The organism is Paraburkholderia bengalensis (genome assembly GCF_037126505.1).
Lineage (GTDB): Bacteria > Pseudomonadota > Gammaproteobacteria > Burkholderiales > Burkholderiaceae > Paraburkholderia > Paraburkholderia bengalensis.
The window spans coordinates 20,098-35,569 of record NZ_JACFYJ010000035.1 but is presented as its reverse complement, the minus strand read 5'-3'; the positions used below and the strand labels follow the sequence as shown (position 1 = coordinate 35,569).

Annotated in this window: 14 protein-coding genes and 2 pseudogenes; 8 read left to right on the top strand and 8 right to left on the bottom strand. The window is 63.7% G+C overall.

The genetic code is table 11. The features are described 5' to 3' along the window. Nucleotides 1-81: 81 nt before the first annotated feature. Complete coding sequence (gene ybaK, locus H3V53_RS20890) at nt 82-573, top strand: Cys-tRNA(Pro) deacylase (RefSeq protein ID WP_336599578.1); 492 nt, start codon at nt 82-84, stop codon at nt 571-573. A 175-nt stretch (nt 574-748) separates the two neighbouring features. After that, the gene (plsY, locus tag H3V53_RS20885) at nt 749-1,390 is read left to right on the top strand and encodes a glycerol-3-phosphate 1-O-acyltransferase PlsY (RefSeq protein ID WP_336599577.1); all 642 of its coding nucleotides are present in this window, start codon (nt 749-751) and stop codon (nt 1,388-1,390) included. A gap of 126 nt (nt 1,391-1,516) precedes the next feature. Here plsY and H3V53_RS20880 read toward each other — a convergent pair whose 3' ends face one another. Next, nucleotides 1,517-2,002, bottom strand: a complete 486-nt coding sequence (locus H3V53_RS20880; RefSeq protein ID WP_054916938.1) for a YajQ family cyclic di-GMP-binding protein — start codon at nt 2,000-2,002, stop codon at nt 1,517-1,519. Between the two features lie 166 nt (nt 2,003-2,168). On the opposite strand from H3V53_RS20880, the gene murB reads away from it, so the two are divergent. Further along, nucleotides 2,169-3,209: a UDP-N-acetylmuramate dehydrogenase gene (murB, locus tag H3V53_RS20875; protein ID WP_336599576.1), complete on the top strand. Its 1,041-nt coding sequence runs from the start codon at nt 2,169-2,171 to the stop codon at nt 3,207-3,209. Nucleotides 3,210-3,330: 121 nt separating this feature from the next. On the opposite strand, the gene argF is transcribed toward murB, so the two are convergent. Then, nucleotides 3,331-4,260, bottom strand: coding sequence for an ornithine carbamoyltransferase (argF, locus tag H3V53_RS20870; protein WP_336599575.1), 930 nt, complete (start codon nt 4,258-4,260; stop codon nt 3,331-3,333). 453 nt (nt 4,261-4,713) lie between these two features. Between argF and H3V53_RS20865 the strand changes: the two genes are divergently transcribed. Continuing rightward, a complete protein-coding gene (locus H3V53_RS20865; protein WP_336599574.1) occupies nt 4,714-5,052 on the top strand; it encodes a DUF3579 domain-containing protein in 339 nt (112 codons plus the stop codon). A gap of 210 nt (nt 5,053-5,262) precedes the next feature. Here the strand turns inward: H3V53_RS20865 and rpsT are convergent, their stop codons facing one another. Beyond that, on the bottom strand, nt 5,263-5,541 hold the full coding sequence (gene rpsT, locus H3V53_RS20860) for a 30S ribosomal protein S20 (RefSeq protein ID WP_054916931.1): 279 nt from the start codon (nt 5,539-5,541) through the stop codon (nt 5,263-5,265). A 476-nt stretch (nt 5,542-6,017) separates the two neighbouring features. Between rpsT and murJ the strand changes: the two genes are divergently transcribed. Beyond that, nucleotides 6,018-7,568 carry a murein biosynthesis integral membrane protein MurJ gene (gene murJ / locus H3V53_RS20855; protein WP_054916929.1) on the top strand — a complete coding sequence of 517 codons (1,551 nt, stop codon included), beginning with the start codon at nt 6,018-6,020 and terminating at the stop codon, nt 7,566-7,568. A gap of 5 nt (nt 7,569-7,573) precedes the next feature. Further along, complete coding sequence (locus H3V53_RS20850; RefSeq protein ID WP_336599610.1) at nt 7,574-8,416, top strand: SirB1 family protein; 843 nt, start codon at nt 7,574-7,576, stop codon at nt 8,414-8,416. Between the two features lie 93 nt (nt 8,417-8,509). On the opposite strand, the gene H3V53_RS20845 is transcribed toward H3V53_RS20850, so the two are convergent. From H3V53_RS20845 to lpxK, 5 genes and pseudogenes are all read right to left on the bottom strand, one after another. Further along, a complete protein-coding gene (locus tag H3V53_RS20845) occupies nt 8,510-9,268 on the bottom strand; it encodes a 3-hydroxyacyl-CoA dehydrogenase (RefSeq protein WP_336599573.1) in 759 nt (252 codons plus the stop codon). A gap of 225 nt (nt 9,269-9,493) precedes the next feature. Next, nucleotides 9,494-10,159: an adenylate kinase gene (gene adk, locus H3V53_RS20840; protein WP_054916925.1), complete on the bottom strand. Its 666-nt coding sequence runs from the start codon at nt 10,157-10,159 to the stop codon at nt 9,494-9,496. Nucleotides 10,160-10,414: 255 nt separating this feature from the next. Further along, nucleotides 10,415-11,217 (bottom strand): annotated as a pseudogene (gene kdsB, locus H3V53_RS20835) (3-deoxy-manno-octulosonate cytidylyltransferase). 158 nt (nt 11,218-11,375) lie between these two features. Beyond that, on the bottom strand, nt 11,376-11,579 hold the full coding sequence (locus tag H3V53_RS20830) for a Trm112 family protein (protein WP_007180583.1): 204 nt from the start codon (nt 11,577-11,579) through the stop codon (nt 11,376-11,378). Next, nucleotides 11,560-12,576: a tetraacyldisaccharide 4'-kinase gene (lpxK, locus tag H3V53_RS20825; protein ID WP_336599572.1), complete on the bottom strand. Its 1,017-nt coding sequence runs from the start codon at nt 12,574-12,576 to the stop codon at nt 11,560-11,562. The genes H3V53_RS20830 and lpxK overlap by 20 nt, the downstream gene beginning before the upstream one ends. 682 nt (nt 12,577-13,258) lie before the next feature. Here lpxK and xseA point away from each other — a divergent pair. Together xseA and H3V53_RS20815 are read left to right on the top strand one after the other, a co-directional pair. Then, nucleotides 13,259-14,628 (top strand): annotated as a pseudogene (gene xseA, locus H3V53_RS20820) (exodeoxyribonuclease VII large subunit). Nucleotides 14,629-14,835: 207 nt separating this feature from the next. Further along, the gene (locus H3V53_RS20815; protein ID WP_054916917.1) at nt 14,836-15,414 is read left to right on the top strand and encodes a Fe-Mn family superoxide dismutase; all 579 of its coding nucleotides are present in this window, start codon (nt 14,836-14,838) and stop codon (nt 15,412-15,414) included. Nucleotides 15,415-15,472: the final 58 nt, after the last annotated feature.

Genomic DNA, 15,472 nt, shown 5'->3' with positions numbered 1-15,472 from the left:
GATCGTGCCATCGATCCGGGGTGCGCACAATTGGCCATTCGGCAAATGGCCGTTGCGTTGCGCGGACATTACAATGCGCCGATGAGCAAATCCAGACACGTTTCCGAAACGCCTGCCACGCAGTTTCTGCGCCGTCAAAACGTCGCGTTCGGCGAGCATCCGTACGACTACGTCGAGCATGGCGGCACGGCCGAATCCGCGCGGCAGCTCGGCGTGGACGAGCATCACGTTGTCAAGACGCTGTTGATGGAGGACGAGCACGCCAAGCCGCTGATCGTGCTGATGCACGGCGACCGCACGGTATCGACCAAGAACCTCGCGCGGCAGATCGGCGCGAAGCGCGTCGAACCGTGCAAACCCGAAGTGGCAAGCCGGCATTCGGGCTACATGATCGGCGGCACGTCGCCGTTCGGCACGAAGAAAGCGATGCCCGTGTACGTCGAATCGACGATACTCGAACTCGCGAAGATCTGGATCAACGGCGGCCGGCGTGGATTTCTCATCAGCATCGAACCCCACGTGCTGACTTCGCTGCTGTCGGCGAAGGCGGTGCAGTGCGCGAGCGTCGACTGAGACGCGCGGGTGTTGCGTGTGCCGTTGCACGCGCCTGTTGCACGCGCCTGTTGCACGCGCCTGTAAAAGCAGGTGAAGGGTTCGGTAGAATGTGCGCCGTTGCGCTAGCGGCCCCTCGTGACCAGCGCGGGCGCCCGTGCTCCTTGCGCTTTCCGACACTGATAAGAGTTTCAACATGGAAAACCTGATTGTCGCCGTCGTGAGCTACCTGATCGGCTCGGTGTCGTTTGCCGTGATCGTCAGCGCCGCGATGGGGCTGGCCGACCCGCGCTCGTACGGCTCGAAGAACCCAGGCGCGACGAACGTGCTGCGCAGCGGCAACAAGAAGGCCGCGATCCTGACGCTGCTTGGCGACGCATTCAAAGGCTGGCTCGCCGTGTGGCTCACGGGGCACTTGTCGGCGCGCTTCGGGCTCGACGATACATCCGTCGCGATTTCGGCCGTCGCCGTGTTTCTCGGTCACCTGTATCCGATCTTCTTTCGCTTCAAGGGCGGCAAGGGCGTCGCGACGGCGGCGGGCGTGCTGCTCGCGATCAATCCCATTCTCGGTATCGCGACGCTACTCACCTGGCTGATCGTCGCGTTCTTCACGCGCTATTCGTCGCTGGCCGCGCTGTGCGCGGCAATCTTCGCGCCGCTGTTCGACGGCTTTCTGTTCGGCGCGAATGTGATCGCGCTGGCCGTCGTCGTGATGAGTGCGCTGCTGATCTGGCGGCACCGCGCAAACATCGGGAAGCTGGTGGCGGGGCAGGAGAGCCGCATCGGCGACAAGAAGAAGGCGCAAGCGTCGACGGGCACGGCTTCGAACAAGCATTGAGCTGGCTGCTAGCTTTTGGTTTTGCTTTCGCCAGCCTTGCGCCGCTTCGGGCGGCGCATTTCCTTGCATGCGCCTGAAGCGCCTTTCATGCGCCGCCGTTTGCGCGGTGCCTGAAGAAGGTCGCGCTCAATCGCGGAAGTTGTTGAAGTCGAGAGGCGTGTCGGTCACGTCCTTGCGCAGCATCGCGATCACGCTTTGCAGGTCGTCGCGCTTGGCGCCCGTCACACGCACCGCGTCGCCCTGGATGCTCGCCTGCACCTTGATCTTGCTGTCCTTCACGAGCTTGACGATCTTCTTCGCGAGATCGCCCGACACGCCCTTCTTCACGGTGACGACCTGCTTGACCTTGTCGCCGCCGATCTTCTCGATCTTGCCGTAGTCCAGGAAGCGCACGTCCACATTGCGCTTGGCCATTTTCGACACCAGCACGTCCTTCACCTGGCCGAGCTTGAATTCATCGTCGGCGAACGCGGTCAGTTCGCGTTCTTTCTGCTCGACGCGGGCGTCCGAGCCCTTGAAGTCGAAGCGCGTCGAGATTTCCTTGTTGGACTGCTCGATCGCGTTCTTCACTTCGATCATGTTGGCTTCGCAGACGACGTCAAACGATGGCATTGCTTTCTCCCATTTGTTTCGCGGGGCGCCGCGCAAGGCTGCGGGCGGCGCACTCGCTATAATCACGAACCGGTGTCATTTTACCGACGCCTTTCCCTTTTGCCCAAGGTTCGCGGGCGGGTTGCCGCCCGCCTCGTCAGCCGCGCGGCGCTTGCCAGAACCTCAGATGTCCCAGCCCGATTCCGTTTCCTTCTCTGCCGACTACCCGCTCAAGTCGCACAACACGTTCGGTTTCGACGTCCGCGCTCAGCTCGCCTGCCGCATCGAAAGCGAGGCGCAACTGCTTGCCGCTCTGCGCGACCCGCGCGTGGCGGGCCTGCCGCGGCTGGTGCTGGGCGGCGGCAGCAACGTCGTGTTGACGCGCGATGTCGACGGCGTCGTGCTGTTGATCGGTCTGCGCGGCCGCAAGCTGGTTCGCGAGGACGCCGACGCCTGGTATGTCGAGGCGGCGGCAGGCGAGAACTGGCACGAGTTCGTGTCGTGGACGCTCGCAGAGGGCATGCCCGGCCTCGAAAATCTCGCGCTGATTCCGGGCACGGTGGGCGCGGCGCCGATCCAGAACATCGGCGCGTACGGGCTGGAGATGTGCGAGCGCTTCGCGTCGCTGCGCGCAATCGAGCTGGCGACGGGCGAAACCGTCGAGCTCGACGCCAGCGCCTGCCGCTTCGGCTATCGCGACAGCCTGTTCAAGCAGGAAGGGCGCGAGCGTTACGTGATCATGTCGGTGACGTTCAGGTTGCCGAAAGCCTGGGTGCCGCGCGCCGGCTACGCCGACATCGCGCGCGAACTGGCTGCCGTCGGACTCGGCGATGCAACGCCGACGCCTCAGGCGATCTTCGATGCCGTCGTCGCGGTGCGGCGCGCGAAGCTGCCCGACCCGCTCACGCTCGGCAACGCCGGCAGTTTTTTCAAGAATCCTGTCGTCGACGCGGCGCAGTTCGATGCGCTGCTCGCGAAGGAGCCGGAGATCGTTTCGTATCGCCAGGCCGACGGGCGCGTGAAGCTTGCGGCGGGTTGGCTGATCGACCGCTGCGGCTGGAAGGGGCGCGCGCTGGGGGCGGCAGGCGTGCATGAACGGCAGGCGCTCGTGCTCGTCAATCGCGGCGGCGCGAGCGGCGCCGACGTGCTTGCGCTTGCGAAGGCGATCCAGCAGGACGTCGCCCAGCGCTTCGGCGTGACGCTGGAGGCAGAGCCTGTTTGTCTGTGAGCGGCCGATTTGTTGCGGTTCGTCGTGTGCCGTGTTGTGTACCTGGCCGCGCTGAGGCGACGTTGAAATGAAGTCGCCGGCGCATGGCCGGCGATTTCGTTCGACGCGTCAATGTTGACGTTCAGTGATTCAGCTTGCCGAGCAGCAGGAATTCCATCAATGCCTTCTGCACGTGCAGACGGTTCTCCGCTTCGTCCCACACGACGCTCTGCGGCCCGTCGATCACCTCCGCGCTCACTTCCTCGCCGCGATGCGCGGGCAGGCAGTGCATGAAGAGGGCGTCTTTGCTTGCGCGCGACATCATGTCGGCGTCCACGCACCAGTCGGCGAACGCCTTCTTGCGCGCTTCGTTTTCCGCCTCGAAGCCCATGCTGGTCCAGACGTCAGTCGTGACGAGGTCGGCGCCGTTGCAGGCCTCGTTCGGATCATCGAATTCTTCATAGAACGGCGCGCTTTCCGGTGCGACCATGCCGCGATCGAGCTTGTAGCCAGGCGGCGTGGACAGGCGCAGCTTGAAGCCGAGAATCTGCGCGGCCTCGATCCATGTGTACAGCATGTTGTTCGCGTCGCCGACCCATGCAACCGTCTTGCCGCGAATCGGGCCGCGATGTTCGTAGTACGTGAAGATGTCGGCGAGCACCTGGCACGGGTGATACTCGTTCGTCAGCCCGTTGATGACGGGCACGCGCGAGTTTTCCGCGAAGCGCTTGATGATGTCCTGGCCGAACGTGCGGATCATGATGATGTCGACCATCCGCGAGATCACTTGCGCGGCATCTTCGATCGGCTCGCCGCGGCCGAGTTGCGTGTCGCGCGTGCTCATGAAGACGGCGTGACCGCCCAGCTGGAAGATGCCCGCCTCGAACGACAGGCGCGTGCGCGTCGAATTCTTCTCGAAGATCATCGCCAGCGTGCGGTCGTGCAACGGATGATAGGTCTCGTAGTTCTTGAACTTGCGCTTCAGGATGCGCGCCCGTTCAAGCACGTACTCGTACTCTTCCAGCGAGAAATCGTTGAACTGCAGGTAGTGGCGGATTTTCTTGGCGGTCATGAAACAAATACGGCGGATTCAGCCGGGCGAAGATGCCGGACTGGGCCGCCGTTGTTTGTGGTAAGTCAATGCAGCATAAAGGATTTTGAATGTTTTGACGAGTCGGCCAGACCGCATACGTCACTTGCCGTCAGATTGCAAAGGACTGTTTCGGACCGCTTGTGTGCGGTGCGGAAGAACCCTGGGTACGCTATAATCTCAAAGTTTTCTTAAAGCCCGATGGGCAGGCTCAACGCTTTGGCGACACGGCTTCGCGCACCCGCTGGCGCATCTGTCATGTGCCGCTGTGCGTCGTCGGGCTGCCGCCCAAGGTGCACTCGCCGCGGCGGGTGAACGACGGGCTTCACTGCAGTTTCGCCTGGTCGCAAGACGTGTTCACGCAGCGTTTCAGGCAGTCATCCTTCGCGGGCTCCTCACCGGCAGATCGCTGGGCAGTCACACAGGGTTTCGTACATGGCCGACACACCCCCAACCGAATACTTCATTCAAGGCATCACGTCGAATGGACGCAAGTTTCGTCCGAGCGACTGGTCGGAACGGCTGGCGGGCGTGATGTCGTGCTACGGTCCCGGCGCCAGAAGAGGGCCGAACGCGCGCCTGCAGTATTCCCACTATGTGCGCCCTACGATGATCGGCGATCTGAAGTGCGTCATCCTGGATTCGCGGTTGCGGGACATCGAGCCAATGGCTTTCGACTTCGTGATGAACTTTGCGAAAGACAACGACCTGCTCGTCACGGAAGCCTGCGAACTGCCGCCCGAACACGAAGCGCGCAAGGCGCCGACGCCCTGAGCGCGGCATCGGCGGCTGTGAAGGCAGTGAAGATGCAATAGATCAACAGAACCCGCATCGGCGGGTTTTTTTGTATCCGATTTTCTGATCTGCTTGCGTCTGCCTTTCACACGGAGCGGCGCGCCAAACAAAAAAGCCCGCCAAAGCGGGCTTTGATGACGCAGCGGAAACAGGAAGCAGCCCGCCTGAGCGAGCTGCGGGATTCGTAAATTACTGCGCTGCGGGCGCTTGCAGACCCTTGATGGCTGCAGCGAGGCGGCTCTTATGGCGAGCTGCCTTGTTCTTGTGAACGATTTTCTTGTCGGCAATGATGTCCAGCGTCTTTGCCGATGCCTTGAAGATTTCAGCGGCTTGCGCTGCGTCGCCGGCTTCGATTGCCTTGCGGACAGCCTTGACAGCCGTGCGGTACTTCGAGCGCAGCGCCGAGTTGTGCGAGTTAGCCTTGGCGGCTTGACGGGCGCGCTTGCGTGCTTGTGCGGAGTTAGCCATGACGGTTCCTTATCCTGTTCCTGTTTCCAGTACCTGCCTTGATGTGAAGGGGCAGGCGCTGCTTTAGATCGAACCCCTGAGAGCGATTGCCCAAGGGCGCAAATAGACAAAACAACTGAGAACGACGTGAATCCGCTCTGTCCCATTTCGGCCCGGGCGAACAAGGCAGCAGGTTGAGCGAGCTTCGAAACCGGCGATTATAGCAACAAAATCAGACACGTGGCAACCGCGCAGTGTTGCCGGAGGTCGGGGCGCGGCACAACGGCTGTCGCGCCGCCCGCGAGGCCCGCCGTGCGGGCGCAGGACGGCGCAGGGGTTCGCGTGCCGCCTTCGGCAAAACACGCAGACAAATCCGTCGACAAAACGAACGACTTTGCTGCAAACCGGTCCCAAAGAGTCCCGATTCTGTCGTGATTGCGACGAATCCCGACCTGACATGCCGACCGCCCTGGACGCACCCGTATAATAAGCGCCCCATGAATCTATTCAGAGCCCTGCTGACTGTCAGCGGATTCACGCTGCTGTCGCGCGTGACCGGACTGGCCCGCGAAACCCTGATCGCCCGCGCGTTCGGTGCGAGCCAGTACACCGACGCCTTCTACGTCGCCTTCCGCATCCCGAACCTGCTGCGCCGCATTTCCGCCGAAGGCGCATTTTCGCAGGCCTTCGTGCCGATCCTCGCCGAGTTCAAGAACCAGCAGGGCCACGACGCGACGAAGGCGCTCGTCGATGCCACGTCGACGGTGCTCGCCTGGGCGCTGGCGTTCCTGTCGCTGCTCGGCGTGGCGGGCGCGACGTGGGTCGTGCTGGTGGTGGCGTCCGGCCTGCGCGGCGACGGCCAGGCGTTCACGCTCGCCGTGTCGATGACGCGGATCATGTTCCCGTACATCCTGTTCATTTCGCTGACGTCGCTGGCGTCGGGCGTACTGAACACGTACAAGAACTTCTCGCTGCCGGCCTTCGCGCCCGTGCTGCTGAACGTCGCGTTCATCATCGCCGCCGTGTTCGTCGCGCCGCTGATGAAGGTGCCCGTGTACGCGCTCGCGTGGGCCGTGATCGCGGGCGGCATCGCGCAGTTCATCGTGCAGTTGCCCGGTCTGAAGAAAATCGACATGATCCCGCGCATCGGGCTCAATCCGCTGAAGGCCGTCGCGCATCGCGGCGTGAAGCGCGTGCTTGCGAAGATGGTCCCCGCGATGTTCGCCGTTTCCGTCGCGCAGATCAGCCTGATCATCAATACGAACATCGCGTCGCACATCGGGCCGGGCGCCGTGTCGTGGATCAACTACGCCGATCGTCTGATGGAATTCCCGACGGCGCTGCTTGGCGTCGCGCTCGGCACGATCCTGCTGCCGAGTCTGTCGAAAGCACACGTCGATGCCGACACGCACGAATATTCGTCGCTGCTCGACTGGGGCTTGCGCGTGACGTTTCTGCTCGCCGCGCCGAGCGCCGTCGCGCTGTTTTTCTTCGCCGAGCCGCTGACCGCCACGCTCTTCCACTATGGCAAGTTCGACGGCAATGCCGTCGTGATGGTGGGGCGGGCGCTCGCCGCTTACGGCGTCGGCCTCGTGGGTCTCATCCTGATCAAGATTCTCGCGCCCGGCTTCTACGCGAAGCAGGACATCAAGACGCCCGTGAAGATCGGCGTGTTCGTGCTGGTGGTCACGCAGCTGAGCAACTACGTGTTCGTGCCGATCTTCGCGCACGCCGGGCTGACGCTGTCCGTCGGGCTTGGCGCATGCGTCAATGCGCTGTGCCTGTTCATCGGTTTGCGGCGGCGCGGCATCTATATGCCGTCGGCGGGCTGGAGCGTGTTCTTCGTGCAGCTCGTCGGCGCGTGCCTGGTGCTGGCGGGCGTGATGCACTGGCTCGCGATCAGCTTCGACTGGATCGGCATGCACGCCGAGCCCGTGCGGCGCATGGTGCTGCTCGCGGCATGCCTCGTGCTGTTCGCCGCGCTATATTTCGGTATGCTGTGGCTGATGGGCTTCAAGTACGCGTATTTCAAAAGGCGAGTGAAGTGATCACGATGACGCGAGTTCTCGACTATTTCAGCGCGCTCGTCGCCGACGACGATGGGCTTCCCCTCACGGAAGCGGCGCTCTCGCTCGCGCAGGATGCTTACCCCGATCTCGATCTGCAAGCCGTGCTCGCCGAGATCGACGAACTCGCATTGCGCGTCAAGCGCCGCATTCCCGACGACGCCGATATCCAGCAGCGCGTCGGCATTCTGAATCGCTACTTCTTCCGCGAACTGGGTTTCGCGGCGAACGTCAACGACTACTACGACCCGGACAACAGCCATCTGAACATGGTGCTCAAGCGGCGCCGCGGCATTCCGATTTCGCTCGCGGTGCTGTACCTGGAGATGGCGTCGCAGGTCGATATTCCCGTGCGCGGCGTATCGTTTCCCGGGCATTTTCTGTTGCGCGTGACGCTGCCCGAAGGCGACGCCATGATCGATCCCACTACGGGCCATCCGCTGACGGAGCCCGAAATGGTCGAGATGCTGGAGCCGTATGTGGCGAAGGCGGGCGAGTCGGTGAGCCGCGCGCTGCGCATGCTGCTGCAGCCGGCGACGCGCCGCGAGATCATCGCGCGCATGCTGCGTAATCTGAAGGCGACGTATGTGCAGACGGAGCGCTGGCAGCGGCTGCTTGCCGTGCAGCAGCGGCTCGTGATCCTGCTGCCGGAAAATATCGAAGAAGTGCGCGATCGCGGCTTTGCGTATGCGCGCCTCGATTACCTGCGGCCTGCCCTCGAAGATCTCGAGCGCTATCTCGGCGACCGGCCCGATGCGGAGGATGCGACGGTGGTCGAATCGCAATTGCACGAACTGCGTCAGCGCACGCAGCACGACGATCGCGATTGAGCATCGAGCGCTGATCGCCGTTTCTCGTCAAAACGCCTGCGTGAGCAACGACACGCAGGCGTTTTTCATTTCAGCGGCACGCGTGTCGCGCGCTCACTTCGGCTGCATACGGATCGCGCCGTCCAGACGGATCACTTCGCCGTTGAGCATTGGGTTGTCGAAAATGTGCTTGACGAGCATGGCGAACTCGTCCGGCTTGCCCAGACGCGACGGGAACGGCACCATCGCGCCAAGCGCGTCCTGCACTTCCTGCGGCATGCCGAGCAGCATCGGCGTTTCGAAGATGCCGGGCGCAATCGTCATCACGCGGATCGCGTTGCGCGACAGATCGCGCGCGATGGGCAGCGTCATGCCCGCGACGCCCGCCTTCGACGCCGCATACGCCGCCTGGCCGATCTGCCCGTCGAACGCGGCCACGGAAGCCGTATTCACGATCACGCCCCGTTCGCCGAGCGCGTTCGGCGCGAGCTTCGCCATCTCCGCAGCCGCGAGGCGAATCATGTTGAAGGTGCCGACGAGGTTGATCGACACGGTGCGCGCAAACGAGTGCAGCGGGTGCGGGCCGTCCTTGCCGACTGTTTTCATCGCGGGTGCGACGCCGGCGCAGTTGACGAGGCCGCGCAGCGAGCCGAGCTTCGTGGCGGCTTCGACGGCCTGCGCGGCGTCGTCTTCGCGGCTTACGTCGCACTTGACGAACACGCCGCCCAACTCTTTCGCGAGCGCCTCGCCTGCATCGTGGTTCAGGTCGGCGAGCACGACCTTGCCGCCGTTTTGCGCGACGAGGCGCGCCGTTGCGGCGCCGAGGCCCGATGCGCCGCCCGTGATCAGAAACACGTTGTCCTTGATGTCCATGTCTTCTCCTTGATGGAATGTGTTTGACGCTGTTCGAATCGTTATCGCCGGTCGATTTTAACGGCTCGCCCAGGCGCGTCAAAACGCGTGGACGGCGGCGGCCGCACAGTGTTTTCTTCGTGCTCGCTCATTGCTTTCTCAGTGCTCCGAATGAAAGCACAAGCGCGAATAAAAAAACCCGCCGTAACAGGCGGGTTCTTCATGGGCTGACAAACGATGCGCGGCTTACTTCAGCGCGTCGAACACGCGGTCGCGGATTTCGTCGACGGTGCCGAGGCCCGAGATGCGGCGGTATTGCGGCGCTTTCAGCGGCGTGGATGGGTCGCCGTTCTTCGCCCAGTTGTTGTAGTAGTCGATTAGCGGCTTGGTTTGCGCGACGTAGACATCGAGGCGCTTCCTGACCGTTTCTTCCTTGTCGTCGTCGCGCTGGATCAGCGGCTCGCCCGTTACGTCGTCGACGCCTTCCACCTTTGGCGGATTGAACTTCACGTGATAGGTGCGGCCCGACGCCGGGTGCGTGCGGCGGCCGCTCATGCGCGTGATGATCTCGTCGAACGGCACGTCGATTTCCAGCACGTAGTCGATCGCGACGCCTGCCTGCTTCATCGCTTCCGCTTGCGGAATGGTGCGCGGAAAGCCGTCGAACAGATAACCGTTCTCGCAGTCGCAGTCTTGCAGACGTTCCTTGACGAGATTGATGATGAGTTCATCGGTAACGAGTTCGCCGGCATCCATGTAGCGCTTTGCTTCGATGCCGAGCGGCGTGCCTGCCTTGACGGCGGCGCGCAGCATGTCGCCCGTCGAGATTTGCGGAATGCCGAACTTTTCCTTGATGAAGTTCGCCTGGGTGCCCTTGCCCGCGCCAGGAGCGCCCAACAGGATCAAACGCATGTGATATCTCCAGATCTATGTCAATTCTGTATGGCGGACCGCGCATGATTGTCTGCTGCGGTCGACGCTCTTCATTCTTGGTTGCCGCTGTGGTTGCCGGAGCGCTCGGCCCTGTCGGCTTCGCGCTGCACGTCATGGACGGCGCAGCGAAGCAAACGGCACAACAGCGGTTTAAAAATACGGGCGAATGGCGATGTCGATCAATGCGCATCGACATCGGATGAATCGCGCGAACGATCGATTATGCCATCCCTTTTACGCCACGGGCCCGAAAAAAGCTTGTACTCGGGCCAGATCGTCGGGTGTATCGACGCCGGGCAGAGGCGCGTCGTGTGTGACGAGCACGGCGATGCGCTCGCCGTGCCACAGTGCGCGCAACTGTTCGAGCGCTTCGGCCTGCTCGATCGGCGAGATCGACAGGCTCGGGTAAGTACGGAGGAAGTTCGCGCGATAGGCGTACAGCCCGATATGCCGATAGACGGTGGCGGGCGCGGGCGCGCGGGCATCCGCGCGACCTCGGGCCAATGCGGCTGGTAAGCGTCGCGGGCCCATGGAATCGGCGCGCGCGAGAAGTACAGCGCGACACCGCGCGCATCGAGCACGACCTTCACGACGTTCGGATTGAACACGTCCGCGCTCGCGTGGATGGGATGCGCGGCCGTCGCGATCGCGCAGCCGTCCGTGGCCGCGAGGTGCGACGCTACGCCGCGCACCAGCGCCGGATCGATCAGCGGTTCGTCGCCCTGCACGTTGACGACGATCGTGTCGTCGCTCCAGCCGTAGTGCGCCGCGACTTCCGCGAGCCGGTCCGTGCCCGACGGATGATCGACGCGCGTCAGCATCGCGTCGATGCCATGCGCGCGGGCGACGTCGAGCACCGCTTGCGCATCGGTGGCGATCAGCACCTGCTGCGCGCCCGATTCGAGCGCGCGCTCCGCGACGCGCACGACCATCGGCTTGCCGCCGATGTCGGCGAGCGGCTTGTTCGGCAGACGCGTCGACGCGAGGCGCGCCGGCACGACGGCGATGAAGGGTGGAGTGGGCTGGGTGGCGTTCATCGGAAGGGGGCCGCTGGGATTCGGCGTGAAGGACGGTGGAGTGGCTATGAACTGGCGACATCTGGCCTCGATGAGGCCGAGAAAGACGCGCCGCCTGGTCGGCGGCGCGGATCATCCGGTTGACTGCGAGGCGCGGTGTTGTGCCGGGTGCCGCGCGCTTACGCGACCGAGCCGGGATTCAGATCGACGGGCGTGCCTTCGACCGTTTGACGCGCCTCGTCCACGAGCATCACGGGAATGCCGTCGCGGATCGGATAGGCGAGCTTGTCTGCGTTGCAGATCAATTCCTGCGCGGCGCGGTCGTAGCTGAGCGGGCCCTTGCAGATCGGGCAGACGAGAATTTCAAGCAGGCGAGCGTCCACGGACTTTCTCCACAACGAGTGCAATGAGGCGATGATCGAGCGTGGCTTCGACGGGAACGACCCACAGCCGCGCGTCATGCCAGGACCCCAATTTTACCGCATCCTTTTCGGTGATCAGGATCGCGTCGGCGTCGACATCGACAAACGGATTGGTGCTGAACGCGTAATGATCGGGCAGTGCGCGCGTGTCGGGCGAGAGACCCGCCGCGCGCAGCGTCGCGAAGAACCGCTCGGGCGCGCCGATGCCCGCGGCCGCCAGCACGCGCTCACCAGCGAATTGCGCGAGCGGGCGGCGCAGGCGCGGGTTGTCGAGATGCCAGGCGTCGCCGGGAGCGAGTTCGAGCGAAAACGTGTTCGGCCACGGCGGCAGCGCGCGGTCGTACGGGTTGTTGATGAGCGTCGCGTCGCGTTTGCGCGACAGCGGCTCGCGCAGCGGCCCGGCCGGCAGCAGAAAACCGTTGCCGCCCAACCGGTGATCGAACACGACGATTTCCGCGTCGCGTTCGAGCCGGTAGTGCTGCAGGCCGTCGTCGCTGACGATCACGTCCGCGTCGCGGTGCGCCTTGCACAGCGCCTCGGCGGCGGCCACGCGGTCCGGGCACACGAACACGGGCGCGCCCGTGCGGCGCGCGATCAACAGCGGCTCGTCGCCCGCCTGGGTCGCCTTCGAGGTGGGCGTGACGAGCGTCGGCAGCGTGATCTTCGCGCCGTAGCCGCGCGAGATGACGCCCGGCGTGAAACCGGCGCTGCGCAACGCCTGCACCAGCGCGATCACAGTGGGCGTCTTGCCCGTGCCGCCGACCGTCACGTTGCCGACGACGACCACGGGCACGCGAATGCGTACCGATTTCAGCCAGCCCAGTTCAAACGCAGCGCGCCGGCCGAGCGCCACCGCGCCGAACAGGCAGGCGAGCGGCGTCAGCGCCCACGCGAGCGGGCCGCGCTGGCGCCACTCGCGCGTGATGCGCGCCTCGATGCGCGACGCGAGTTCGCTCATCGGCGGGCAGCCGGCTGGCGCGGCGCGTCAGACAGGACGGACAAAGCGAACATCGGCAGGCATCTCCGGGCAGTCGGTTGCACCGACGGTTGAAAGACCAGGCGAACCACAACGCGCTCAAGACGGGACAGCGGCAAGCGGAAAACCACAGGCAAATGCGGCAGCAGGCGCGCGACGGCATGCGGACGCCCGTCGCGCTTTTGCCGAATGCGCCCAGCGGCTGCGCGCATCAGGGAACGATTGTGCGGCCCTTCGGAAGTGCCGGGCGCACAGTCTGCCCGACAGGCAGATTTCGCCAGAACCCGGCACTCTAGCGCGTCGGCTGCTTCGACCGCAAGTCGGAAAGCCCGCCGAAAGCCGTCTGCGCACGGCGAATGCTTTATCCATAGCCTGTGGATAACTTTGTGGAGAACGTGCCTTGCAAACGGTCGGCAAGGCCGTGGCGCAAGCCTCGGCTCGGCGATGGCCGATTTGGAAAGACAAAAATGTGTTTAAAAATCAATGGTTTAAATGGTATTAAGTGGGCTCTGGCGCGGTTTTTCGGGCGTCCGACATGTTTCTCCCGACATGTGGACACTTTTAACAATCCGACTAACCGCGCGACTAACCGCGCGGAGAACGGGCTGGACCTGGCTGGCCGTTCGGTCTATCGTCTGTCCGGCCTGATAAAACCTCTTCCCGCATGATTTCCGAAAGTCCTTTCTCGTCTGCGTCCGGCGCGGGCGGCGATGCCGTCGTCCCGGTGTCGGTTCTCAATCGCGCGATTGGCACGATGCTCGAACGCTCGTTTCCGCTCGTATGGGTGTCCGGCGAAGTGTCGAACTTCACGCGCGCCGCGAGCGGCCACTGGTACTTCTCGATCAAGGACCCGCAGGCGCAGATGCGCTGCGTGATGTTTCGCGGCCGCGCGCAGTATGCGGAGTTCATGCCGCGCGAAGGCGACAAGATCGAAGTGCGCGCGCTCGTCACGATGTACGAGCCGCGCGGCGAACTGCAGTTGAACGTCGAGGCCGTGCGCCGCACGGGCCAGGGACGCCTGTATGAAGCGTTCCTGCGGCTGAAAGCGCAACTCGAAGCCGAAGGTCTGTTCGATCCTGCGCGCAAACGCGCGCTGCCGTCGCATCCGCGCTCGATCGGCATCGTCACGTCGCTGCAGGCGGCTGCGTTGCGCGACGTGTTGACCACGCTGGCGCGCCGCGCACCGCACATTCCCGTCGTCGTGTATCCGGCGCCCGTGCAGGGCGCGGGCGTCAGCGCGAAGCTGGCCGCGATGGTCGAATGCGCGAACCGCCGCCGTGAGGTGGATGTGCTGATCGTGTGCCGCGGCGGCGGATCGATCGAAGACCTGTGGGCGTTCAACGAAGAAGTGCTGGCGCGCGCGATCGCGGCGAGCGAGGTGCCCGTCGTGAGCGGCGTTGGTCACGAAACCGACTTCACGATCGCCGACTTCGCCGCCGACGTGCGCGCGCCCACCCCTACAGGTGCCGCCGAACTCGTCAGCCCGCAGCGCGTGCTGCTGCGCGATCTGATCACCGCCATGCGGCGCTCGCGCGGGGCTTCGGACGCATGATGGAGCGCGTGCTCGCAGCTCGCGCTGCACGACGTCTCGTCTCGCCGGCTGAAAGACTGGCGCGGCAACGCACGCATTTGCAGCAACTGCGCGTGCGGCTTGCGTCGGCGGGGGCGCGGCCCGTGCGCGATGCGCGCGCGCGTTTCTCGCTCGCGCAGATGCGCTGGCAGCGCTGGCGGCCCGATCTGTCGTTGCATCGCGCGAAGGTCGATGGACTGGCCGAGCGGCTGGAACGCGCGTTGTTGCGCCAGCATGAAAGACATCATGCGCGAGTGGAAACACTGGCTGCGCGGCTCGAAGTGCTGAGCCCGCAGCGCACGCTCGAGCGCGGTTACGCGGCGCTGCTCGACGCGCAGAACGGCCGCGCGGTGCGCGCACCTTCCGCACTGAAGCCTGGCCGCAGGATGACGGTGCATCTCGCGGAAGGCTCGGCGGATATCGCGTTGGCGGATGTCCAGCCGCGTCTTACGGATGGCTTCTGAAGCCTGTCTTTCACAGTAGTTTTGACCTTCATACGATGCATGAATGCATGCTGCGCGAGCATTAATTACGCTGCCCGCGCGGCGCATTTTCGCAATGAACACCATAATGGGCTTCCGTTTGCGGGGTTATTCCAAGTCGCCTACAATCGGGTTCTCCGCAGCGTTATCCGCAGACTCCCCATAAACAGATACAAAGGAATAAGCACCATGGAACATACGCTCCCGCCGCTGCCGTTCGCGAAGAACGCGCTCGCTCCGAACATGTCGGAAGAGACGCTCGAGTTTCACTACGGCAAGCATCACCAGACCTATGTGACCAACCTGAACAATCTGATCAAGGGCACCGAGTTCGAAAGCCTGTCGCTGGAAGAAATCGTCAAGAAGTCGTCGGGCGGTATCTTCAACAACTCCGCGCAAGTGTGGAACCACACGTTCTTCTGGAACAGCCTGTCGCCGCAAGGTGGTGGTGCGCCGAAGGGCAAGCTGGCCGACGCGATCAACGCGAAGTGGGGTTCCTTCGATAAATTCAAGGAAGAGTTCACGAAGACGGCAGTCGGCACGTTCGGCTCGGGCTGGGCATGGCTCGTGAAGAAGGCGGACGGTTCGCTCGATCTCGTGTCGACGAGCAACGCCGCTACGCCGCTGACAACGGACGCGAAGCCGCTGCTGACTATCGACGTATGGGAACACGCGTACTACATCGACTACCGCAACGCGCGTCCGAAGTTCGTCGAGGCTTACTGGAACATCGTGAACTGGGATTTTGCCGAGAAGAATTTCGGCTAAGTTCTGCTGTCGTGCTGCCGAGGTTTCCGAATAAGCTTTGGAAACCGAAGCAAATGAA